General features: G+C 46.9%; 21 protein-coding genes and 1 pseudogene. 19 read left to right on the forward strand and 3 right to left on the reverse strand.

Annotation, left to right across the window (positions count from 1 at the left end; genetic code table 11):
• The first annotated feature begins 51 nt into the window (after nucleotides 1–51).
• Both crcB (C0Q44_RS10575) and crcB (C0Q44_RS10580) read left to right on the forward strand, forming a co-directional pair.
• Complete coding sequence (gene crcB, locus C0Q44_RS10575; RefSeq protein ID WP_105407194.1) at nucleotides 52–453, forward strand: fluoride efflux transporter CrcB; 402 nt, start codon at nucleotides 52–54, stop codon at nucleotides 451–453.
• Nucleotides 450–809 (forward strand): fluoride efflux transporter CrcB, encoded by a 360-nt coding sequence (gene crcB / locus C0Q44_RS10580; RefSeq protein WP_105407195.1) that lies wholly within the window; start codon nucleotides 450–452, stop codon nucleotides 807–809. Before crcB (C0Q44_RS10575) ends, crcB (C0Q44_RS10580) begins: the two co-directional genes overlap by 4 nt.
• Before the next feature lie 130 nt (nucleotides 810–939).
• Here the strand turns inward: crcB (C0Q44_RS10580) and mnmA are convergent, their stop codons facing one another.
• Nucleotides 940–2,064, reverse strand: coding sequence for a tRNA 2-thiouridine(34) synthase MnmA (gene mnmA, locus C0Q44_RS10585; protein ID WP_146113440.1), 1,125 nt, complete (start codon nucleotides 2,062–2,064; stop codon nucleotides 940–942).
• A gap of 321 nt (nucleotides 2,065–2,385) precedes the next feature.
• Between mnmA and cymR the strand changes: the two genes are divergently transcribed.
• From cymR to C0Q44_RS10660, 15 genes are all read left to right on the forward strand, one after another.
• A complete protein-coding gene (gene cymR / locus C0Q44_RS10590; RefSeq protein ID WP_105407196.1) occupies nucleotides 2,386–2,805 on the forward strand; it encodes a cysteine metabolism transcriptional regulator CymR in 420 nt (139 codons plus the stop codon).
• Between the two features lie 190 nt (nucleotides 2,806–2,995).
• Nucleotides 2,996–4,147, forward strand: a complete 1,152-nt coding sequence (locus C0Q44_RS10595; protein ID WP_105407197.1) for a cysteine desulfurase family protein — start codon at nucleotides 2,996–2,998, stop codon at nucleotides 4,145–4,147.
• Nucleotides 4,148–4,311: 164 nt separating this feature from the next.
• On the forward strand, nucleotides 4,312–4,833 hold the full coding sequence (locus tag C0Q44_RS10600) for a PRC-barrel domain-containing protein (RefSeq protein ID WP_105407198.1): 522 nt from the start codon (nucleotides 4,312–4,314) through the stop codon (nucleotides 4,831–4,833).
• A gap of 10 nt (nucleotides 4,834–4,843) precedes the next feature.
• A complete protein-coding gene (locus tag C0Q44_RS10605; protein ID WP_105407199.1) occupies nucleotides 4,844–5,053 on the forward strand; it encodes a hypothetical protein in 210 nt (69 codons plus the stop codon).
• Between the two features lie 294 nt (nucleotides 5,054–5,347).
• Nucleotides 5,348–6,415 (forward strand): AI-2E family transporter, encoded by a 1,068-nt coding sequence (locus tag C0Q44_RS10610; protein WP_105407200.1) that lies wholly within the window; start codon nucleotides 5,348–5,350, stop codon nucleotides 6,413–6,415.
• A gap of 435 nt (nucleotides 6,416–6,850) precedes the next feature.
• The gene (gene alaS / locus C0Q44_RS10615) at nucleotides 6,851–9,481 is read left to right on the forward strand and encodes an alanine--tRNA ligase (protein WP_105407201.1); all 2,631 of its coding nucleotides are present in this window, start codon (nucleotides 6,851–6,853) and stop codon (nucleotides 9,479–9,481) included.
• 242 nt (nucleotides 9,482–9,723) lie between these two features.
• Nucleotides 9,724–9,984, forward strand: coding sequence for an IreB family regulatory phosphoprotein (locus tag C0Q44_RS10620; RefSeq protein ID WP_017686818.1), 261 nt, complete (start codon nucleotides 9,724–9,726; stop codon nucleotides 9,982–9,984).
• A gap of 125 nt (nucleotides 9,985–10,109) precedes the next feature.
• Nucleotides 10,110–10,526 carry a Holliday junction resolvase RuvX gene (gene ruvX / locus C0Q44_RS10625; protein ID WP_105407202.1) on the forward strand — a complete coding sequence of 139 codons (417 nt, stop codon included), beginning with the start codon at nucleotides 10,110–10,112 and terminating at the stop codon, nucleotides 10,524–10,526.
• Between the two features lie 12 nt (nucleotides 10,527–10,538).
• Nucleotides 10,539–10,838 (forward strand): DUF1292 domain-containing protein, encoded by a 300-nt coding sequence (locus tag C0Q44_RS10630; RefSeq protein WP_017686820.1) that lies wholly within the window; start codon nucleotides 10,539–10,541, stop codon nucleotides 10,836–10,838.
• Nucleotides 10,839–11,153 carry a DUF1292 domain-containing protein gene (locus C0Q44_RS10635; RefSeq protein ID WP_105407203.1) on the forward strand — a complete coding sequence of 105 codons (315 nt, stop codon included), beginning with the start codon at nucleotides 10,839–10,841 and terminating at the stop codon, nucleotides 11,151–11,153. It abuts the gene before it with no gap.
• A 75-nt stretch (nucleotides 11,154–11,228) separates the two neighbouring features.
• Complete coding sequence (gene mltG / locus C0Q44_RS10640) at nucleotides 11,229–12,269, forward strand: endolytic transglycosylase MltG (protein ID WP_258166233.1); 1,041 nt, start codon at nucleotides 11,229–11,231, stop codon at nucleotides 12,267–12,269.
• 14 nt (nucleotides 12,270–12,283) lie between these two features.
• Nucleotides 12,284–13,213, forward strand: a complete 930-nt coding sequence (locus C0Q44_RS10645) for a peptidase U32 family protein (protein WP_105407204.1) — start codon at nucleotides 12,284–12,286, stop codon at nucleotides 13,211–13,213.
• 17 nt (nucleotides 13,214–13,230) lie between these two features.
• Entirely contained in the window at nucleotides 13,231–14,559 is a 1,329-nt protein-coding gene (locus C0Q44_RS10650) for a peptidase U32 family protein (protein WP_105407205.1), read from the forward strand.
• A gap of 232 nt (nucleotides 14,560–14,791) precedes the next feature.
• Nucleotides 14,792–17,080, forward strand: a complete 2,289-nt coding sequence (locus C0Q44_RS10655; protein WP_258166234.1) for a methyl-accepting chemotaxis protein — start codon at nucleotides 14,792–14,794, stop codon at nucleotides 17,078–17,080.
• Between the two features lie 242 nt (nucleotides 17,081–17,322).
• Entirely contained in the window at nucleotides 17,323–19,041 is a 1,719-nt protein-coding gene (locus C0Q44_RS10660) for a peptidoglycan D,D-transpeptidase FtsI family protein (protein ID WP_258166235.1), read from the forward strand.
• Here the strand turns inward: C0Q44_RS10660 and C0Q44_RS10665 are convergent.
• Nucleotides 19,020–20,216, reverse strand: coding sequence for an AI-2E family transporter (locus C0Q44_RS10665; protein ID WP_105407206.1), 1,197 nt, complete (start codon nucleotides 20,214–20,216; stop codon nucleotides 19,020–19,022). The two genes, C0Q44_RS10660 and C0Q44_RS10665, sit on opposite strands and share 22 nt — an antisense overlap.
• Before the next feature lie 173 nt (nucleotides 20,217–20,389).
• Here C0Q44_RS10665 and C0Q44_RS31450 point away from each other — a divergent pair, with 173 nt between their 5' ends.
• A complete protein-coding gene (locus tag C0Q44_RS31450; RefSeq protein ID WP_308737400.1) occupies nucleotides 20,390–20,821 on the forward strand; it encodes a polysaccharide deacetylase family protein in 432 nt (143 codons plus the stop codon).
• 266 nt (nucleotides 20,822–21,087) lie between these two features.
• Nucleotides 21,088–21,791: pseudogene (locus C0Q44_RS31755) on the forward strand (YkoP family protein).
• A 175-nt stretch (nucleotides 21,792–21,966) separates the two neighbouring features.
• Here the strand turns inward: C0Q44_RS31755 and ilvD are convergent.
• Nucleotides 21,967–23,652 carry a dihydroxy-acid dehydratase gene (ilvD, locus tag C0Q44_RS10675; protein WP_105407207.1) on the reverse strand — a complete coding sequence of 562 codons (1,686 nt, stop codon included), beginning with the start codon at nucleotides 23,650–23,652 and terminating at the stop codon, nucleotides 21,967–21,969.
• Nucleotides 23,653–23,943 lie beyond the last annotated feature (291 nt).

Consider the following 23,943-nt stretch of genomic DNA (forward strand, 5'->3'; position numbering starts at 1 on the left):
TAAATAGTGTCTAACATAGATCCGAAAGCTAACCCGGGAGATGCACATAACATGAAAGAACTAATATATATAGGAGTGGGTGGATTCCTGGGCACGTTGACCCGATATGCTATACAGTTAGGCATACCGACTTCGAACGTGGGCTTTCCTTGGGCTGTGCTACTGATCAATGCGATGGGTAGCCTGTTTTTGGGTTGGTTCTTCACCATCGCTGTTCCAGATAAAATAACGCCACAACTACGCCTTGCCATTGGCACAGGGTTCACCGGTGCATTTACGACGTTTTCCACATTCACACTGGATATGGTTCGTCTGTCCGAGAGTGGAGAATGGATCAAGGCCGCGATCTATTTGCTCATTAGTCTACTGGTGGGTCTAATACTCTGTGCATGGGGTATCCGACTTGGACAGCGTATATTAGGAACACGCAGACAAGAGGGTGATGGCTCATGATCATCTGGATCGGTTTGGCAGGCGCCTTGGGCGCAGTGCTTCGGTATAGTCTGGGAAAGTGGGTCTCCGGCTTGATCGGAACGTCTTTTCCGTGGGGAACATGGATGATTAATATCAGTGGTTCTCTACTGCTCGGGTTGTTATACGGAGGGCACCAAGCTGCAATGCTTTCAGATGGACTTTGGGTGATCTGGGGAACTGGATTCTGCGGTGCGTACACCACATTCTCCACCTTTGGCTATGAAACATTAGGACTTATGGGTCAGCAAAGATACGCCAGAGCTGCGCTCTACGTAATCAGTTCTGTTGTGGTTGGGGTGCTGGCATCCGTGGTTGGTGTCTGGTTGACTGCATAACGAACGAATTTTAATTTTTTTGCAAAGAAAAGCAGGAAAAAAGCCCTCCTTCATGGTATACATGAAAGACGGCTTTTTTAATAGGAATACATGGTATTCTGTATAATCCATATTTCATGGATGTGCTTCGTTATTGCATTGCGGGCACAGGTACTTTTTGCACCTGATCTATCGTACCCCCACCCAGGCAGACCTCTCCGTCGTAGAAAACAACGGCTTGTCCGGGTGTAATGGCTTTTTGCTGCTGGTCAAATTGTACATCTACAGTGCCGTCTTCCTGCCAGGTTAATGTAACGCCTTGATCCGGCTGGCGATAGCGGAATTTGGCAGTACAACGGTATGGCACATTAGGCATGTGCTCTGCACCAGCGATCCAGTTCACACCTGTTGCGATTAGACCTGTGGAGTACAAGCTTGCATGGGCATCGCCCTGAATGACAAGCAGCTGATTTTTCTCCAGATCCTTATCAGCGACGAACCAAGGCTCGCCATTGCCTGAACCACCAATGCCAAGACCTTGACGTTGCCCAAGCGTGTAGTACATCAGGCCGTCATGACGACCTTTCACTTCACCACTCGCGATATCCACCATGTCTCCACCTTTGGCGGGCAGATAGTTACTCAGGAACTCTTTGAAGTTGCGTTCACCGATGAAGCAGACACCTGTACTGTCTTTTTTCTTCGCAGTGGACAAGCCAGCAGCTTCGGCAATTTTACGCACTTCCGGTTTGGGCAGATGACCAATAGGGAACATGGCTTTGGACAGCTGCTTCTGATTGAGTGCATTAAGGAAATAGGTCTGATCCTTGTTACTATCCACACCGCGCAGCAGTTTGAACGTTCCATCTTCTTCAGTCAGGCGAGCATAGTGGCCAGTAGCTACATAATCTGCGCCTAGATCAATGGCCTTGTTCAGGAATTCACCGAATTTGATCTCACGATTACACATGACATCTGGATTAGGTGTGCGACCTGACTTATATTCATCAAGGAAATAGGTAAATACTTTATCAAAGTACTCTTTCTCGAAGTTGACAGTGTAGTAAGGAATGCCGATCTGTTCACATACGCGGCGCACATCCTCTGAATCTTCTTCAGCGGTACAGTGGCCGAACTCGTCGGTGTCATCCCAGTTTTTCATGAAAATGCCGATGACATCGTAACCCTGCTCTTTCAGCAGCAATGCGGTAACGGAAGAATCGACGCCTCCGGACATGCCAACGACGACCCGTGTATTTTCAATTGTTTTGGACATCGTTATCACCATTTCTATAGATAAGTGTGTTTCGTTTCTTATTCTAGCATAACCGGACTCAAGATACGATACACCCGGCCAACTTTGGATAGTGTCCACCACAGGCGCACATTTTGGAATATCGTCAATCTTTCTTTTCCAATAAGCATGCGGATATGTTAACATTACTTGAGGGTTATGATCGGAATACGGAGGATTAGAAGCTTGATACGAGGTTCTAAGCACCTCCGATGTAACGGATCGTGAAAGAGACGGTCATGGACCATATGGATGAAATATAAGTTTCTAAATTTTTTCTGAAAATTGAAAGAGGTGACTCCTTTGAAAATATCGACAAAAGGCCGTTACGGCCTCACAATCATGATGGAGCTGGCAGCTCGAATAGGCGAAGGTCCTACATCTCTGAAAAGCATTGCCGAGCGCAACCAGCTCTCAGAACATTATCTGGAGCAATTGATCGCTCCACTACGTAATGCAGGACTAGTCAAGAGTATCAGAGGTGCCTATGGAGGTTACATTCTTGCAGGGGACCCTGCAACGATGACAGCAGGCGATGTAATTCGTGTACTGGAAGGGCCAATCTCCCCGGTAGACTTCACGGAGGAAGATGACCCAGCGAAGCGTGATCTGTGGTTGCGGATCCGTGACGGCATTGCGGAAGTGTTGGATTCAACAACACTGAAAGACCTGATTACGTTTCAGGATCAAGACAAAAAAGACAGCTATATGTTTTATATTTAGACAATGACTGTCATGAGTACGACCATGGAATATACTTAGCCCCCATTTGGGGGCTTTATCCATGCCAAGTTACATCTTTTGATCATTTAGATGATATCTCGGTTGATGGATTGCGTATGAGGTTGAAGAAGCATGAATTATCGCAAGGAAATGAGTGGGGTAATCTAGAATATAACGGAGTGAACATATAATGAAACGAATTTATTTGGACCACGCCGCATCGACACCTATGCATCCACAAGTCGCAGAAGCGATGATAAACGTCATGACAGGGCAATATGGCAACGCATCAAGTATCCATGCCTTCGGGCGTGAGGCCAAACGGACCGTCAGCGGAGCAAGGGATGTCATTGCGGCGTATTTGGGCTGTTTCCCGGACGAACTGGTATTCACTGGAGGCGGCACGGAGAGCGACAATCTGGCCATCTTCGGGGCAGTCTCATCAAGGCTAGGCAAGGGAAAACATGTGATTACAACCGCAATTGAGCATCATGCCGTTCTGCATACGTGTCAGGAACTGGAGCGTCAAGGTTATGAAGTCACATATCTGTCTGTTGATCCATATGGACGAATAAGTCTGGATGAACTGCGAGAGGCTATTCGACCGGATACAGTGCTGATCACTATGATGTTTGCCAATAATGAAGTGGGCACCATTCAGCCGATCCGCGAGGTGGGTGAGCTGGCTCGTAAGCATGATATTCTCTTCCATACCGATGCGGTTCAGGCGCTGGGCAGCCAGAATATTTCCTGTAAGGAACTGCCTGTGGATCTGATCAGCTTCTCTGCTCATAAAATCAATGGTCCCCAGGGCGTGGGTGCACTCTATGTACGGCGTGGAATTGTGCTGGAAGCAAGAGCACATGGTGGGCTGCAAGAGCGTCAGCGGCGTGCTGGTACGGAAAATATAGCTGGCATTGCCGGATTCGCTGAGGCTCTCAAAATAGCATCAGAGCAAGCAGATGCGCATCGTCAGCTTGATCTGGAAATACGGAAGCTTTTGTTAGAACAGCTTGAAATTCATGTGGGGACGGAGCACTTTCATGTGAATGGGCACAATGAGCATACGCTGCCAAACATCCTGAATATCAGCTTTCCAGAAGTGTCCACAGAGACGATGTTAATGAATCTGGATATGGAAGGTATCGCTGTGGCAAGCGGTTCGGCATGTACTTCCGGTTCACTCGAAGTATCTCATGTGCTCAAAGCAATGGATCTGCCTGAGACATTTTTGCATTCTGCGATTCGATTTAGCTGGGGATTGGGTAATACTACGGAAGAAATCATGATAACCGCCGAAAAAATTGGAACCATTCTTGGGCGACTGCGTAACAGACCCTAAGGGGCTCTTTACACATGGAACAGAAGGAGGGAAGAAGTTCCATTTCATCGGTTGGATAGAAGCGGTTTTGATGATCGGCGTTGGATTGCCAGTCATCAACTTTGGGCATACCTAGCAAGAGCGCCGCGCCTATTTAATGATAAGAAGATGAGGGGGACCCAGCGATGAAGCTTCAGGAAATGATCGGACTTGCCGTTTTTGATGTTGAGGACGGGAAGCAGGTCGGCAAAATCCAGGATTTCATTGTGAATGATGATTGGGAGATTGAAGGCATTGAGCTTGAGAACAAAGGCCTGTTTACCAGTCATGTCAAAATCGTGCAGTGGCAAGATATCGTTGCCTACGGCGAGGATGCCGTCATGATCCGTAATCAACAGGCTGTCCGCAAGACGGAAGCCGACGACATAAAATACACGTACCTCCTCGGTCGTTCTAAATTGAAGGAGATGTCCGTGCTCACCGAAGAAGGTTTGCTGCTTGGGCGTGTCTCTGATGTTTATTTTGACCAGGAGTTGGGAAATACAATAATAGGGATTGAAATTACGGACGGTTTTGTGTCCGATTTGATTGAGGGCCGTAAATGGCTGCCATGTACAAGTGATATGTCTATCGGGGAAAGTGCCATTATGGTGCCGCCTCTGAGTGAACAACGCTTGGAAAATGCCATTCATTCTGTTAACGGATAGGTGAATGAATATGAAATGTCCAAATTGTAGTTCCAAAGATATCGGGAAAATTGGTTCCCACCAGTTTTATTGCTGGGGATGCTTTATCGAGTTAAGCGTGAACGGTGAGAAAATGTCTGTATATCAGGTGGAAGAAGACGGTACGCTAAGTTCTCTGGATGATCTGTTTTTCGGGGACGAGCTGCCGCAAGACTTCCCTCATCTTCACGCTTCTTCTTAAAAAGCATGATAACTTCCTCTATATGCGGTTTCGTGACAATGTGTGTCATGGAATGCTGTCGTTACTTGCAGGCAGGTGTATATAGATGCGGTTACATAGTGGTTCGGGCGGGGCATGGTTGATTATATGCCTTTCCGTACCGCAAGATGCGCTTCCTTCTCTGATGAAGGAGGCGTTTTTTTGTTTTGATAAAAATGTGAGGGCTAATCCTTTCCACTTCTGTGCTGTGTTAATAAATATTACCTTTCCTACATATACTGACTCACAGAGCCAGTCCAAAAGGGAGGGATTCACGTGGAGCAATTAACCAAAAACAAGCTGTTCCGTTACGCGATCTGGCTGTTGCTCGGATTGATTATATTGTACTTTATATGGCTGCTGCGGCCTTTACTACTTCACATATATGCTTTTCTGAAAACAGTGCTGGCGCCCTTTATCGTAGCTCTTATCATATCTTATGTACTCAATCCGATTGTCGGCATGCTGGGAGGGCGTAAGGTACCACGTACCATTGCTGTATTGCTCATATATGCCTTTTTCCTGACCAGCTTAGGTGTCATTCTGATGAATGTGATTCCGGTATTGATTGAACAGCTTGAGGAACTGAATGAACACATGCCGGAATTGTCCATGCGAGCCCAGAGCCTGATGAACAATATGGACCACAAATTAATGCCCCCAAGTATACGAACAGGGATGAACAGCTGGTTCTTTCAGATGGAGGGCCGGCTTACTCAGGGAATAACCTTGCTAATGGATAATATCGGGGCGACGATTAATGTATTATTCAATGTGTTTATCGTGCCTTTTCTGATCTTCTATATGTTAAAAGATTTTGAGGTGTTCGAACGCACTATTGTGGCCTACCTTCCGCGAACACGTCGTAAAGCGATTGTTTCGGTGATGAAGGAGATCGATACGGCTCTGGGAAATTACATACGTGGACAGTTTATTGTCTGTATCATTGTAGGCATCTTTGCCTACATTGGTTATATCGTCATTGATATGCCTTACGCCCTGTTGCTTGCGAGTATTGTAGTTGTATTTAACATTGTGCCATACCTGGGTCCGTTTCTTGGAGCTGCCCCTGCTGTGGTTATGGCATCGACGGTATCATTCAAAATGGTACTGCTTGTCATCATTGTGAATACACTTTGTCAGGTGCTGGAGAGCAACGTGGTTTCTCCCCAGGTGGTGGGTCGCACACTGCATCTGCATCCACTGTCGATTATATTTGCCCTACTCGTTGGAGGCGAACTGGCAGGCATTGTAGGTCTTATTCTGGCTGTGCCCGTTTTCGCTGTCCTGAAGGTCATTGTGCAGCACTTTTTTGCCTATTACATCAAACGAAGGACCGACTGAATAATAGGGTTAGAACATCAAGGAGGCCGCGTTGACACTGGCTGGTGCTATCGATATAATGAGTGTGTATGTTTAGAACATGAAATCGATGATGAAATAAAGTACGCCGAGGGTTCCTTTCCTCAGAGAATAGACTTCTTCGGATCAGGGTAAGCCTGAACTGATGGCTGGAAGAGTCTTGGAAGATGAAGCGGCGGAAAGCTAATTTCGGAGTGCAGGACAACCCTGCCGGGAGCGACCGTTATTTCGCATGAACGAGGAGATTGTTAGTTGATCCGGGCAGCAAGGGATGAACAACAATAACCAGGGTGGTACCGCGATAACATCGTCCCTGATTATTCAGGGGCGTTTTTTGTGTTTATTTTTACCAATTCAATGTTAACCAACCGGAGCGAATACGCAACGGACTATTATAATTCGATGGGGGCATCCAGTATGAAAGCCAGTGAAATCCGGTCCAAATGGATAGAGTTTTTTGCAAGTAAAGGTCACAAAATCGAGCCGAGCGCATCGCTCGTACCTCACAACGATCCTTCCCTTCTGTGGATCAATGCAGGTATGGCACCGCTCAAACCATACTTTGACGGACGTGAGAAGCCGGAGAACCCGCGCCTTGCGAATTCCCAAAAATGTATCCGTACCAATGATATTGAAAATGTCGGCAAAACGCGTCGTCACCATACGTTCTTCGAGATGCTCGGTAACTTCTCCATTGGAGATTACTTCAAGGAAGAGACCGTTACATGGGCATGGGAGTTCCTGACTAGCAAAGAGTGGATCGGTTTCGATCCAGAGCGTCTGTCCGTTACGGTATATCCGGAAGATGAAGAAGCTTTCAAACTGTGGAATGAAAAAGTGGGACTTCCTGCGGAGCGTATCATCAAATTGGATGAAAACTTCTGGGATATTGGTGAAGGCCCGTGCGGACCTTGTACCGAGATCTTCTATGACCGTGGCGAAGCTTACGGTAATGACATGAGTGATCCCGAGATGTACCCAGGTGGGGAAAACGAACGTTATCTGGAAGTATGGAATCTGGTATTCTCCCAGTTCAACCATAACAAGGACGGTAGCTATACACCGCTTCCTAACAAAAATATTGATACAGGCGCAGGTTTGGAACGTTTTGCTTCTATTCTTCAAGATGTCGATTCCAACTTCGACACAGACCTGTTCCAACCGATGATTCAGAGAACAGCCGCTCTTGCGGGTGTGAAATATAACGATAGCGTAGAGATTGATGTGGCGTTGAAAGTGATTGCTGATCATATTCGTACCGTTGCTTTTGCCGTAGGTGATGGCGTTCTGCCAAGCAATGAAGGACGTGGATATGTTATCCGTCGCTTGCTCCGTCGTGCCGTTCGTTATGGAAAAGTACTTGGACTTGACCGTCCGTTCCTGTATGAACTGACAACAACGGTTGGTGAAGTCATGGGCATGTACTATCCTGAGGTAGTGGACAAACAGGAATTCATCGCCAAAGTGATCAAAACCGAGGAAGAACGTTTCCACGAAACACTCACGGATGGACTGGCTATTCTGGCTGATATCAGTAGTGCAGCCAAATCCGAAGGACGTACTGTGATTAGCGGACCTGAGGCATTCAAACTGTATGATACCTATGGTTTCCCGTTTGACCTGACCGAAGATTATGCCGCAGAGCATGGTCTGACCGTGGATCGTGAAGGCTTTGATGCTTCCATGCAGAAGCAGCGTGAGCTTGGACGTGCAGGACGTCAAGAGAACGAGAGCATGAAGGTACAAGGTGGACCACTTGCCGATCTGGAGGTTAAAAGCGAGTTTGTTGGTTATACTGACCTGTTGACGGAAGTAAAAGTGGTAGCCATCGTTGCCGGTGATTCCCTTGTAGACACGGTAGGCGAAGGACAGACAGCTCAAGTTGTTCTGGACAAGACCCCTTTCTACGCAGAAAGTGGCGGTCAAGTCAGTGATCAGGGCTTACTGCGCGGAGCAAGTGTAACGGCGAAAGTACAAGGTTTGTTCAAAGCTCCAATGGGACAACATGTGCATCTGGTGACCATCGAGTCTGGTGAGTTACATGTCGGTGATGTGATCCATGCCGAAGTAGACTCAGCGAAACGTGGCGACATCATCAAAAACCATACAGCAACCCACTTGCTGCACAAAGCACTCAAAGATGTGTTAGGTACTCATGTTAACCAGGCGGGATCGCTCGTAGATCCGCAGCGTCTGCGTTTTGACTTCTCACACTTTGGCAGCATCACGCCGGAAGAGTTGACTGAGATTGAGCGTCAGGTGAACGAACAGATCTGGAATCGTCTGAACGTGAATATTGAGCTGAAAGCTATTGATGAAGCGAAAGAAATGGGGGCGATGGCCCTGTTTGGCGAGAAATACGGAGATATAGTGCGTGTGGTTCAAGTGGGAGACTACAGTTTGGAACTTTGTGGCGGCTGTCACGTAAACAATACTTCAGAGATTGGAATCTTTAAACTGGTGAGCGAGAGCGGAATCGGCTCTGGCGTGCGCCGGATCGAAGCTGTAACAGGCCGTGGCGCATATTTGTATGTGGAAAGTCAGCTGGAACTGCTCAAGCAATCAGCATCTTTGCTCAAAGCTAATGTGGCTGATGTGCCTAAACGGATTGAAGGTCTGAATCAGCAACTGAAAGAAGCAGCCAGAGAGACCGAATCTCTGCAAAGCAAGCTGAGTGCTATGGAAGCAGGTCAATTGACCGATCAAGTGGTACAAGCAGGTAATACACAACTGCTGGCAGCACGGGTAGATGCACCGAACATGGATGCACTGCGTACGGTTGCGGATGAGTTGAAAGTCAAACTGCCTAACGCGGTACTCGTATTGGGTGCCCCAGCCGATGGCAAAGTGAACTTTGTTGTAGCTGTACCTGCTGAACAAGTAAAACAAGGACTGCACGCAGGCAAAATCGTCAAGGAAGTCGCGGCATTATGCGGCGGTGGCGGTGGCGGACGTCCGGATATGGCGCAAGCTGGAGGCAAGGATGCAACCAAGCTGGATGAAGCACTGAAACTGGCGGTTACGCTGGTTAGTGAGCATACTGCATAAATTTAATGATCTGCTTTCAATCTTCAAAATATAGATCGAAATGGTTCTGTTCGTCTTTATTTTGTACGGGGGAGAGACTGGAATCGAATGATGCAATATGCCTAAGCCAGTAAAGGACAAGCAAAAAACACAATTGCCTAATCCTTTGTTTACTTGTGGCAGTCAGAATATGTTATTATATAAACAGAAATCAATTCGGCAGGACATGGTCCCCATGTTCATGCAGGAGCGAGGTGTCATCAATGGACTCCATGGATAAGACGGTTAAATTTAATGTGAAAGGTGACGAACAGGAAGCATCATCCAAAGAGATTCTTCTCACGGTATACGATGCACTGGTCGATAAGGATTATAATCCGATCAACCAGATTGTTGGGTATCTGATTTCTGGAGACCCGGCATACATCCCTCGTCACAACAACGCACGTAGTCTGGTCCGTAAGAAAGAACGCGATGAGCTGATTGAAGAGCTTGTACGTTCCTATCTGGCCAATCACCGGTAGTGTACGCCGCTTCCGCTGTGTTGCAGCTATGCAGCCAGCGGGAAATGAACCGACAGAAGACAGCCTAAAGCTTGAGAAGGAGATTATTAATCGACCTGAGCAGGCTTCAGGATGGGAGAACATGGATGAAAATATTAGGTTTGGACTATGGGGACCGAAGAATCGGAGTTGCTGCGAGTGACGCCTTCGGTTGGACTGCCCAGGGATTGGAAGTGCTTGAACGCCGCCGTGATGAAGGTGAGTTCACTCGGATTGCCGATCTGGTGCGTGAGCATGAGATCAGTGAAATCGTAGTGGGACTTCCCAAAAACATGAACGGCACCGTAGGGCCACGTGGTGAAATATGCATAGCTTTTGCCGACCGCCTGCGGAGCGAACTGAATTTACCTGTTCACCTTTGGGATGAACGGCTGACAACCATGGCAGCAGAACGTACGCTGATTGAAGCGGATGTCAGTCGAAAAAAACGCAAACAGGTTGTGGACAAATTGGCCGCAAGCTTGATTTTGCAAAATTATTTGGATGCCAATAGTAGAAGGTGAGGGGGATCAACAATGGCTGAAGATCAACTGGGTATGGAAGAAGAAGCAGAGATTATTTACATTGCGGATGACGAGGGTAATGAAGAGGAATTTGAAGTCATCATGAAGTTTGAAGTGGATGGTTCGGAGGCCAAGTATATGATGGTTGCTCCAGTTGAACCTGAAGATGGCGAAACGGATGTCTATGCATTCCGTTATGAAGAAGAGGGCGACGATATCAAACTTTTCGTTATCCAAGATGATGCCGAATGGGATATCGTCGAGGAGACGTTTAATACATTTCTTGCTGAAGATGAAGAGGAAGCGAACTAAATGACGGAATATAGCCGCAAAGACCTGAAATGGACAGATTCACTGCGTCTGGCATTCGGTGCTCATGTTGAGCTCGAGGAAGAGAACGGTAAATCACAACCGTATGACTTGTTGGCTGAGTTCGAAGTGAACGGTCAACAATACGCGGTGCTCCGCAGTTCGTTGCGTCCGTATGACGAGGTTGAACTTTTACGGGTGTTACCTGGAAGTGAAGACCAGATCATGCCGGAGTTAGTTACGATCGACGATGATGATGAGTGGGAGAGCATCTCGGAGTTGTATGACGAATGTACACTCCCCATTGATGAAGATTAATCAGCTTCAAATTGAAGAAACCGGAAGGGCGGAGAAGTCCGCTCTTTTTGGTTGTGTAAAGGAGTTGTTTCTTTTTTGAAAGGGAAAGCAATAGTAGTCATCCTGCTCATCATTGTCATTGTTGCCGGAGGAGCGGGCGGATACGTATGGAGTATGATGCGTCCCGTGAAGGCTTCAGCAGAGCCGGTTGTATTTGAGATTAAGAGCGGATCAGGAACATCCCAAATTGCAGATCAGCTTCAAGAAGAAGGCCTCATTCGAAGCGGGTTAACCTTCAAGGGGTATTTAAAGTGGAAAAAACGAGGTTCGAATTTCATGGCAGGTACATATTCTATGAATCCTGGCGTGACATATGATGAGATTGTTAGCAAGCTGAGTAGTGGTGAAGTTGTACCGGAAGCAATGGTCAAGTTTACAATTCCTGAGGGATATACAGTTCTGCAGATGGCAGACAAATTGTCTGAGGAGGGTGTTGTTAATCGGGATGAATTCATCAAATTGGCTAATGATCCTTCTGCCTTCGATGTGGATATCGTCAAAGATATTCCAGTGGATGAAGAACTTCGCTACGTATTGGAAGGGTATCTGTTCCCGGAGACGTATGAGTTGAAGAAAGGCAGTTCCACACATGACGTCATGCAGCGGATGCTTGAAGAATTCCAGACCAAAGTCAATGCTATTCCTGACCTGGAGAAGAAGCTTGAGGAAAAGAATCTTTCACTGCATGAGCTGCTGACCATCGCGTCATTGGTGGAGAAAGAAGTTGTAGTAGATGAGGAACGTGCGCTGGTTGCGGGGATAATCTACAATCGGATCGGGCAGGACATGAAGCTGGAGATCGATGCTACGGTGCAATATTTGTTGGACAAGCCCAAGTCCAGATTGTTTTTCAAGGATCTGAAGGTGCAAAGTCCTTATAATATGTATCTGAACAAAGGGTTACCACCTGGTCCAATTGCCAGTCCAAGTCTTCCCTCAATCGAGGCTGCCCTTGATCCGGAAGCTTCGGAGTATCTGTTCTATGTGACGAAAAAGGATGGTTCATCGGGGCATCTGTTCGCCAAGACCTATAAGGAACATCAGCAAAATATAGCCAAAAGTAAGGCTGCGCAATAAGCGGAGGGGATTATATGAGTAAGAAACATGAACTGCTCGTTACAGCAGCGAATGTAAAGGAAGCAGAAGTGTTGCTCCAGGCTGGGGCAGATGCTGTGTTAATTGGAGATGACCGGTTCGGTATGCGTCTCCCAGGTAGCTTCAACGTGGAAGAGACAGCAGAGGTCGTTGCCATCGCAGCCAAATATCAGGCGCGCGTGTATGTGTCCATGACTAATCTGATGTCCAACGAATTGCTGAAAGAATTGCCTGAGTATGTGCAGGCTCTGGGTAGAATCGGTATTGATGGTGTGGAATTTAATGATCCAGCCGTGCTTGCTACCATGAAGGAATACGCTCCACACGTTAAGCTGCACTGGAATGCAGAGATGACTTCAACGAACTATGCAACCGCGAACTATTGGGGAACCAAGGGAGCTAGCCGTGTCGTGCTTGCCCGTGAGTTGAATATGGACGAGTTGACGGAAATGGTTCCTTTTCTGAAGGTGGAAGCGCAGGTTCAGGTGCATGGCATGACGAATATATATCATTCCAAGCGTAGCCTGGTGCAAAGTTATATGGCTCATCAAGGACGGCCGGTTGAGGGAAACCTCGGCAAAGAACGGGGATTGTTCCTGATTGAGGCTGAACGCCGGGATGAAGTGTTCCCCATCTATGAAGACCTGAATGGCACGCACATTATGAGTTCAGAGGATATATGTATCCTCGAAGATCTTCATCTGCTGATGGAGGCGGGCGTACAAAGTTTCAAAATTGAAGGTATATTAAAATCGATTACCTACAATGAAGCGGTTGTACGCGCATATCGGACAGCGATTGACACATATGAAGCCGATGCCGATGCCTATGCATTCTCTGAAGATTGGCTGAACGAAGTTCGTAAATTGCAGGACCCTGAACGGGAATTGTCGTTTGGATTCTTCTACAAAGAACAAGTGTATTAATAGACGAGGTGAACAGAATGGAAACAGTGGCGGTACAGCGGAAGTTCTCGGGTAAACGTAACCGTCTGGATAAACCGGAGTTATTAGCTCCGGCGGGTAATCTGGAAAAACTGAAATTTGCGATTCATTATGGCGCAGATGCCGTATATATCGGCGGACAAGCCTACGGACTTCGTTCCAACGCGGATAACTTCAGCTTTGAAGAGATGCGTGAAGGTGTGGAGTTTGCTAAGAAGTATGGAGCCAAAGTGTTTGTAGCGACAAACATCTATGCTCATAACGAAGATGTTGCAGGAATCGAAACGTATTTGCAGAACCTCTACAATGCAGGAATCTCTGCGATCATCGTTGCTGATCCGGCTATTATTGATGTAGCCCTTCGCGCTGTGCCAGGTCTTGAGGTGCATCTGAGCACCCAACAATCCACACTCAACTGGCAAGCTGTGAAGTTCTGGAAAGATGAAGGACTGCCGCGTGTTGTACTGGGGCGTGAGACCAGCTTCGAAGAGATTGAAGAGATCAAAGCTAACGTGGATATCGAAATTGAAGCCTTTATTCACGGAGCCATGTGCTCTTCGTATTCCGGGCGTTGTGTACTTTCTAATCACTTTACGGATCGAGATTCCAACCGGGGTGGCTGTTGTCAGTCTTGCCGCTGGAAGTATGATCTGTTCGAAGATGCGAGAGAAGATACGGTTTGGGTTAGCGAAGAGGACATCCAGATGCAGGCACCTGCTCCATACAAACTGGGAGAAAATCAGTTGCCCTTGTTCGAGGAACAGGACAATTCGTTCTCTATGGGATCGAAGGATCTGTGTATGATTGGCCATATTCCTGAGTTGATAGATGTGGGTGTGGACAGCTTCAAGATTGAAGGCCGTATGAAATCGATTCACTACGTGGCGACCGTTGTTAACGTATATCGTCAAGCCATTGACGCTTATATGGCTGACCCGGAGAATTATGTTCTGAAGCCCGAGTGGGTTGAAGAGATGAACAAAGCGGCGAATCGCCCGCTGAATACCGGATTCTTCTATGACACACCCGACCATGAAGACCATATCTACGAACCGGAAGAAAAGGCTGTACCTTTTGACTTCGCTGGATTGGTTATGGGCTATGACGCAGACACAGGTATGGCTACCGTGCAACAGCGCAATCACTTCAAACCGGGACAGGAAATTGAATTTTTCGGTCCGGGAGGTCACTTTTTCAAACAGGTTGTTGGCGAAATACAGGATGAAGAAGGCAATGTTCTGGACGCTGCCCGTCACCCGTTGCAACTGGTGAAAATCAAAGTAGACCAACCCGTTTCTTATTTTGATATGATGAGAAAAAAGAAATAGGTTCAAATACCTATGTAGTGTCAATATTGTATTATGATTTAACAAAATAGTGTTATAAAATGTACATTTAGGACCTCCGTTTATCGGTATATGGGGGTCTTTTTTTTATAGATAAATAGGAATAAAGTTGTAAAAAATTTCTGGAGAATGAAAGGGTAAAGAAGAAAGCTGTCGAATATTACATATTCATAGGGGAGAGAAAGAAAAATCCAAGTAAATAACTGGCAGGTGAATGGGATTGGTTCAAAAGAAGCAGAAAGATAGTGGGGAACAAGTGACGAAACCCGAGCAGGTTAACCCTGAGAAGGGTCAGAATGTGAAGAAAGAGAAAGTAGAAAAAAGCAAAATCACAGGCAGTGGCAAAAGATCCTTCAAGTTCGATCGCAGCAAGCTTAATTTCGGTTGGATCAAAACAGATTGGTTCAAAGAGCAATTGAAAAACCGAGATTGGAAAAACATGGGTGGATCATCATTCCGACAGATCAGGAAGGTGAACCCGGTTAAATCCGTCGGGGTTAAATTGTTCTTGATCTTTTTTGCAGCAATTATGATCATTGTAGTGAGTCTGGGTCTATTATCTTATGCAAAGGCCAAAAATACGATTGAGGCTAACGCATCCCGGGCAAATCAGGAGACGATAGATCAGACTAAGCAGAAGATGGATATTATTTTGGAGAGATTCGTGGATACATCCACACAGATTTTCTTTGATCCGGAAATGCAGTCTTTGCTACAAAAAATGTCAGACAAGAATCTGACTGCGTATGATACTTTCGTAAATTCAAGTTCGATTAACAAACAATTGTCCAACATTGCTTTTACAAATAAATCTATGGAAGCGATTTATTTGGTACCTACGGATGAAAGTAAATCCATTATGGGTACGGGAAGTAACAGTTCATCCATGGGCAGCATTCGCCAGGAGCCTTGGTATAACGAGCTTATAACGGCAGGCGGATATCGCTGGCTTCCAACAGAGCTCAAGGAAGATGGCTCCATCCCGACGTTTAAAATTGCACGTTCAATGAAAAATCTGCAAGGGACCGCTCAGTCCTATGTTTTAATTATTGAACTGAAACTGGAAGTTCTGGAGGAGCAATTAAAATCGCTTGATCTTGGCCCAGGATCTATTCTTCAACTGATCGCTCCAGATAATAAAGTGGTTGCTTCCTCCATCGCGGATCGTACAGGAAAAGATACAGAGCTTGCGTTTGTCAAAGACCTGACTGAACCAGCAGGTAGCACGAATACAGAGTTCGAAATCGATGGAAAACCTACGGAAATGCTGGCCGTGTACAGCACGATGGACACATCTGGCTGGAAACTGGTTGGCATGATTCCTACCTCTTTCCTTGTGAAGGATGCAAAAGGTATTCTGACCATGACGCTGTGGATGGCGCTGGTTGATGCGGGTATCGCGGTATTGATCGGGATGTGGATGGTTCGCATGATTGCCCGTCCACTTGGCAAATTGAAAGATCTGATGCAGGAAGGTGCGAAAGGTAATCTTAAAGTTCGTACCCCATTTAGCTCCAAAGATGAAATAGGTCAGCTCTCATCTGCATTCAACTTGATGATGGAGCAGATCACGAAGCTGGTTGAACAAACCAATCGTTCTGCACAAGAGGTATTGGATACTGCCTCTGAGCTGAGCAGTGCATCCAAGAAAACAGCGGTATCTGCTTCTGAGATCGCCGTAGCAACAGAAGAGATTGCAGGTGGTGCAGGCAGTCTGGCAACTGAAGCAGAACGGGGCAATGAATTGACGGATAATATCTCTCGTCAGATGGAGAGTGTCATCGCTGCCAATGAACAGATGGGTGATTCTGCTCGTCATGTTGAGAAGTCCAGTCACACAGGAACACAACATCTGAATCAGTTGATGACCAAAACCCAGAAGACTGAAGAGATGATTGGTGCACTGGTGAATAAGGTTGATTCTCTGAAAGAGAGCACATCCTCTGTTCTGAAAGTGCTCGAAGTGCTGCAAAACATTACAAAACAGACGAATATTCTATCCCTGAACGCTACCATTGAAGCAGCACGTGCCGGTGCAGCCGGGCGCGGATTCATGGTGGTGGCGGATGAAGTTCGTCAGCTCGCGGCTCAATCCAGACAATCCATTGAAATGGTCGGAGAGATCACAGACAAAATCATGACGGAAATGAACGAGACCGTTGATGCGTTGTCTGCAGCATATCCGCTATTCAAGGAACAGATGGATGCGGTTAAAGATACCAATGTCATCTTCGCTTCTGTACAGGAGCAGATGGGAGCATTTGTAGAACGTCTGAGTATGGTGACAGGTTCCATTGGAGATTTGAACAAATCTCAAAGTACGTTATCTGAAGCGATGAGTAATGTCAGCGCAGTGGCGGAGGAATCGTCTGCAACGTCTCAGGAAGTAGCTTCCCTGAGCAGTGAACAACAAAATATCAGTAACCAGTTGGTAAATCTGTCTGGTAAACTGGAGAATGTGTCCACTGAATTGAAACAAACGTTGTCACGTTTTACGGTATAAACGAACAATAGGTAGGTTGTACGTTTAAGCTCTACATTTATATCGCTGAGAAACCTGTCCCATACATGGGACAGGTTTTCTTTCGTTTACCGGATAATTCCAACCCTTATCACTAATAATATGGCAAAACGATAAAAGGTGAGATTTGGATGCATCTCCTTGCGAAACGACGTATCTATATAGCTTGTATTCTTCTGACCCTTATCTTTGGGGTGCTTATTTTGCGCTTGGGATGGGTGCAGATGGTTCAAGTCAATCAGATCATGCCTGGATATCATCGAACCGTCCGCGAGATGTCTGTATTACAGCGTGAGCGGGGCGTAATGCTCGATCCAGGGCGTGGACAATTTACGGATTACAGAGGCGAGGCTTTGACGGGAACGCTGCAATGGGGACTGGTTCTTTTTCCACACGCAGATCCATTAGAGAAGTTAAGCAAGAATAGGGAGCTGGGCGGCTCCGAAATAAAGCAGTTGGCCTCCATATTACATACAGATATCCATCAATTGAAGCAGGAATGGAATAAAGTGAGTGCGCCTCATTTCTGGACAGCAGGTACACTTCAGCCTGTTCTCTTGACTGACTATCAGATTAAATATATGCATCATTTGCATCTGCAAGGGATGGGCGTATATCCCATGATGATTCGGTATCCTCAAGTGGACACGGGCAGGCAATGGCTGGGTTATCTGGCTGAACAGCCTGATCTTTCGAAAACGCAGTCTGGACATCAGGATGAGGTAAAACAGCCTTTTGGCATGAAATCGGGTGCTGCCGGGCTGGAGAGAACACTTGAACCTCTGCTGAAGGGCATTGGCCCTACACTGGTAACACGTATGGTGTCAGGTGGTGGAGAGATGATTCCCGGGATGCGTCCACACGTTATCGCACCAGCCAATCCCCATTATCCATTACGTGTGGAAACGACTGTGGATGCCCGTCTACAGCAGGGATTAGAGAAGCTCGTGCAAGAGTCAGGTCTAAAGGAAGGAGCCATTGTTGTCCTGGATGCTGCCAATGCAGATGTACGTGCCATGGTATCCCGTCCATTCTATCGACCGCAGCATGTCGATCCTGAGCAATCTTCATGGGGAAATCGAGCAGTACAGGCAGCTGTGCCAGGTTCTATTTTCAAAATCGTTACGGCAGCAGCTGCGATGGAGAATCATGTGGTTGCAAACGGAGAGAAATTTCATTGTGGGGGAGAGTACGGCAAGTATGGTCTGTCATGCTGGAAGGAGCATGGTCATGGTGACCTGAGTCTGGAACAAGGGTTTGCGGAGTCATGCAACATCGTGTTTGCGGAAACGGCGCGCAGGCTCAGCGTGGAGCAACTCGAACATACGGCAGATCGTCTGGGACTTGGGCGTTCTGTTGGCTGGGAAGCGCAGCAGATGGCAGGGATGTCGGTATTGCGACATTTCGACCATGAAGATCGTGGACGTGTTCGTACAGCAGCAGTTCCATCTACAGATGAAGGTGCCAAAATTCAGACAGCGATTGGTCAGCGAGATGTGCTGGTCACACCGCTACAAGCCGCCAATCTGGTCGTGACGCTGCTGCATGATGGAAAGGTTAGTGCGCCGCGTCTTGTTCAGCGAATCCGGTATGCGGATGGTAACACCATGCTGGAGATGCCTGTTCATGACACGCCCTCAGCAACAGGGCAGATCGCACCAGCTACCGCGCATAAACTGTTGACCTGGATGAATAAGGTAGTCCGAGAGGGCACAGGAAAATCCCTGCAGCATGCAAGGTGGCATGTTGCAGGGAAATCAGGTACAGCCCAGGTCCAGAAGCGGGGGGAGCGACTTCATCATCAATGGTTCATTGGGTATGGGCCGACGGAACAACCTAAGTACGCTGTGGCTGTGTTGGTTCAGAATGTCTCTCCTGAAGGCCATCATCAGGCGACGGCTATATTCAGGAAGGTCATGGACTATCTGGCAGAGTCTTCGTGATCCTGATTAGCAACAGATCCAGGCGAAGGAGATTTGGCAGCCTTGGCTGAGGCGGTACTAACAGGTGAGTCCATGACCAATGGAGACGATTCAAATTCATCTTTTGGCAGGTGAATCCATTTTTGCAGATATCCTTGTTGTAACAGTTCTTTGAGTAGGATCAAGAGCACTGGAGATAACACCACACCAGCGAGGCCGAAGATCGACAGAGAGATCAGCATAAACGAAAGCATCAAATACGCCGAAGATACGCCGATGGAGTTGCCTGATATTTTTGGTTCCAGCAGTTGTCGTGTAAGCATCGTCACGGCCAGGATCACAACCAGACCAATGGCCAGACTGCTATTGCCCACTATGAACAAGTAGACAATCCAAGGAATGAACACAACAGGAACGCCAAGCAATGGCACCAGATCAAAGACGGCACAGATGGCTGCAATAGTAAACGCGTTAGAGGTTCCCAAAATCAGCAAACCTGCATAAATCAATACGAACGTAATCAGCATCATGATCATCTGTGCTTTCAGATACGAACGGATTGTCTTGAACACATGGTTACGCATGAATTCATTGGCTGTCTTCAAGGTTTTGGGCGTTTTGGTCCGAGCAAACTTGCGCCAGGATTCGATCTCAATACTGAGAAAGAACGCCAGAATAATAGCAATTCCGAAGTTCGTAATAAACGAAGAGAAGGAACTGAGGAAACCAATCAAAAACTGTGCACCGCTAGTCACCCATTTGGACAGGAAACCGGTCAGGGTTGCGAAATATTCATTCACTTTATCCATGATCCCATCCGGGAGAGCATCCGATTTATCCTGAATGAATAGAACCAGATTGGTGAATTCACGCTGTACCATCTCAATATATGACGGGAAATTATCCTGCAGATTGGAGATCTGTGAGATGATAATCAAGCCTACGCCAAAAAAGGCACCGATAATCAGGGCAAGAAATAACAGGACAGATATGGCTGCTCCGAGGGTCTTCGGCAATCCTCTGCGATGCAAAAATTTGGCTAACGGTTCAATCATCCAATACACGATAAATGAGAGAAAAACGGGTGCAGCTATTTGATACAATTGACTAAAACTGTACATGATTACGTACACGGTTAATACGAGCAAAGCGATATCAAAGACGGTACGCCCGTATTTTTGGTAAAGCGGTAGCATGGACATGGCTCCTTTGCAGGCAAAAATTAGATGTATTCATTGTACACGATTGCTATGTTATTGGGGAAACAGGATTCAAGAAAAGTTTGAATTGTGATAAAATAATAGAAGGTTTAATTTAGAAAGTGCCGATGAGCACTGTAATTCAGCAGGAGAAGTGGGGAGTTCGCAACATGACAACGATACTTCAGAGTATTCTACTGTGGCTATTGTATCTTTCATCTTTTTACGCTTTTCTTCCAAGTTTGATCAGCAGGCTATTCGGTTTTCGTGTATTTAGACGGGGAAGAAGTGATACCCTTTTTGCCTTAACGTTTGATGATGGGCCAGATCCGCACTATACACCGAGACTACTGGATCTGCTCCACCAGCATCAAGCGAAAGCCACATTTTTTGTCGTTGGAGAACATGCGGCGAGTCATCCTGAACTCATCCAGCGGATCCATGAGGAAGGTCATCTTATTGGCATTCATAATTATATTCACAAAACAAACTGGCTCATGCGGCCGCGCACGGTCCGGAACCAGATTCAGCGAACCGGTCAGATTATTCGCGAAGTAACCGGAGTGAAGACTTGTTATTATCGTCCACCATGGGGATTATGAACCTATTTGATTTTTTTAGCAAAAAAGATCGAAAGATCATACTGTGGTCTTGCATGTTTGAAGACTGGAGAAGTCGTGTAGGTGTGGAGAGATTGACCGAACGGATGCTGAAGGAGCTAAGGGGCGGAGAGGTCATGCTGCTGCATGATCGAGGAACGACCCTCGGTGCTGATGCACACGCGCCGGAGCAGATGCTTCAGGCGCTGGAAGTCGTCTTGCAGGAAGCAGAACGGCGGGGTCTGCAAAGTGTTCGCGTCGATACCTTGATGGGAGGGATCACATTGAGCGAATCTCATAGCAAGAACAAGAATCAGTCACAGACACATTTGAAGCCTTGGAAACGCATAGTTGTTGCACTATGGTTGAGTTGGGAGAAGTTGTTCCACTGGATATACCATCTGCAAACAGCATCGCCAGAAGATCCGATGTTGCACTTCCGATCCCGTGTATATCATGGCGCCTTAATGGAGTTGAGTGGCGGCCATGTCATTCAAAACGGAGATTCGGTGATTGAACTTCATTTTGATAACCAGAAATTGTTCGAACTTGGTGTTACTTCACGTTCCAGTATGCATTTGGCTATTCGCATGATCCGAACCATGGAACAACAGTTGCCGGATTTGGCGCGCAAAGTAGCTATTGAACCTGAATTACGTTCTGCCAAGGCTATATATGGTGTGAGTATGATTAACAGAGGCCCGGAACAATTCGGATTTACTGTTCAGGACTTGCCCCCGGACCGTTCAGTGTTGCATCAAAAGTATACCTGAAGCTGTTGTTGAGTGTGATTCACCCGGCAGGCACCACACGTTTGAAACAGCGTACGGAGCAATTGGTGCCCAAAATGATTGCTATGCCGCTGGATGTACTGCTGGAACGTTATGGGCAGGTTACAACGCGGGTAGCAGCGACAGCAGAAGAGTCCAGAGATGGATCACTAGTGATCGATAAAGAAGTACTTCCGGAGTAGAACTCATCATGTACTAACAGGGATCTAAGGTGTAGAAAGTGTAGACGAAAGCAACGGTTGAAATGGATGTCACTTGACGTCAAAGATAAAGGGTTGCCCTTCGCCATTATTGGCAGAAGAGCAACCCTTTATTGTTAACAAGTTTCCGTTAAGGAAATCATCGGATTTCTTAAACTTAGATACTCAGGACGCCGCCGTTACTTGCATTCGTTACCAGTTTGGAGTAACGAGCGAGGTATCCGGTTTTTACTTTTGGCTCAAAGCCTTTCCATTCTGCACGACGACGTTCGAACTCTTCGTCACTGATCTGCAGTTCAATGATGCGGTTGTTCAGATCCAGCTCGATGATATCTCCTTCTTCAACAAAGGCAATTGGACCGCCTTCAGCTGCTTCTGGAGAGATATGTCCGATACTGATTCCGCGGGATGCGCCAGAGAAGCGTCCATCCGTGATCAGACCGACTTTCGCACCAAGACCCATACCTACGATCTGGGAAGTTGGAGCGAGCATCTCAGGCATACCTGGTCCGCCTTTGGGTCCTTCATAACGAATAACCACGACATGTCCTTCTTTTACTTTGCCGTTAGCAATACCTTCGAGTGCTTGTTCCTGGGAGTCGAAGCAGATGGCAGGACCTTTGTGGTATCCACCAACTGAAGCATCAACTGCACCAACTTTGATGATGGCACCTTGTGGTGCAAGGTTACCGAACAATACAGCCAAACCGCCTTTTTCGGAATGCGGGTTGTCAAGGTGATGGATAACGTTGGTATCCTGGATCTCTTGACCTTCAACATTCTCACGGATCGTTTTACCGGTTACGGTAATGCAGTCGCCGTGGATCGCGCCTGGTTTCTTCAACAATTCGTTCAGAACTGCGCTTACGCCGCCTGCATTGTGGACATCTTCAATGTGAAGATCGGAAGCAGGTGCGAGCTTCGCCAGATGCGGAACACGGTTGGCTACTTCATTGATACGCTCGATTGGATATTCGATGCCTGCTTCATGAGCCAATGCCAATGTGTGCAGTACTGTGTTGGTGGATCCACCCATAGCCATATCCAGTGCAAACGCATTGTCAATTGCTTCTACAGTAACAATATCACGTGGTTTCAGATCCAATTTGATGAGTTCCATCAGTTGAGTCGCGGATTGTTTAACAAACTCACGACGTTCTGGAGCAACGGCGAGGATGGTTCCGTTACCTGGCATAGCCAGTCCCATCGCTTCAGCCAGACAGTTCATGGAGTTCGCGGTAAACATACCGGAACATGAGCCACAGGTAGGACAACCGAACTGTTCAAGTTCAAGCAAACTCTTATCGTCAATTTTACCTGCTTGGTAAGCACCTACGCCTTCAAATACAGAAGTCAGGGAAAGAGCTTTTCCGTTGCTGTCGCGACCAGCTTTCATTGGTCCACCACTTACGAACAGGGTAGGGATGTTCACGCGGAGCGCGCCCATCATCATGCCTGGTGTAATTTTGTCACAGTTCGGGATACATACCATGCCGTCGAACCAGTGTGCAGATACAACCGTTTCCACGGAATCCGCGATAATATCACGGCTTGGCAGAGAGTAACGCATACCGATGTGTCCCATAGCAATACCATCATCTACTCCGATGGTGTTGAATTCGAACGGAACGCCACCGGCTTCACGAATGGCATCCTTTACAATTTTACCGAATTCCTGCAAGTGAACGTGACCAGGCACGATATCAATGTAAGAGTTACATACGGCGATAAATGGCTTGCCAAAATCCTCTTCTTTAACGCCCGCTGCGCGGAGCAAACTCCGGTGTGGTGCGCGGTCAAAACCCTTTTTGATCATATCGGAACGCATCTTCTTGGCTGACATGGTGTATTTCCCCCAAATATATAATATTGAGCAACATGAATGGAAAAATAAATGGCAGTGCATCTGTCGTTTAATTTCATCCGTACTCTAAAAAAAAAGGACCAGCATTGCCGGTGTCGAGCTTCCCGTAGTTTGTGAAATTCTTTGCTGCTTTAAACCCGTGAACACCCAGTTTTTCTATAGAGTCTATCACAACCATCGTCATATTTCTACAATCAATAGAAAGAAGCCTTATTCCATTTACATGGAGTTGGGCTTCTTGATTTGGGGAAAGCTATGATCCTGTTTCGA

The organism is Paenibacillus sp. PCH8 (genome assembly GCF_002968835.1).
Classification (GTDB): domain Bacteria; phylum Bacillota; class Bacilli; order Paenibacillales; family Paenibacillaceae; genus Paenibacillus.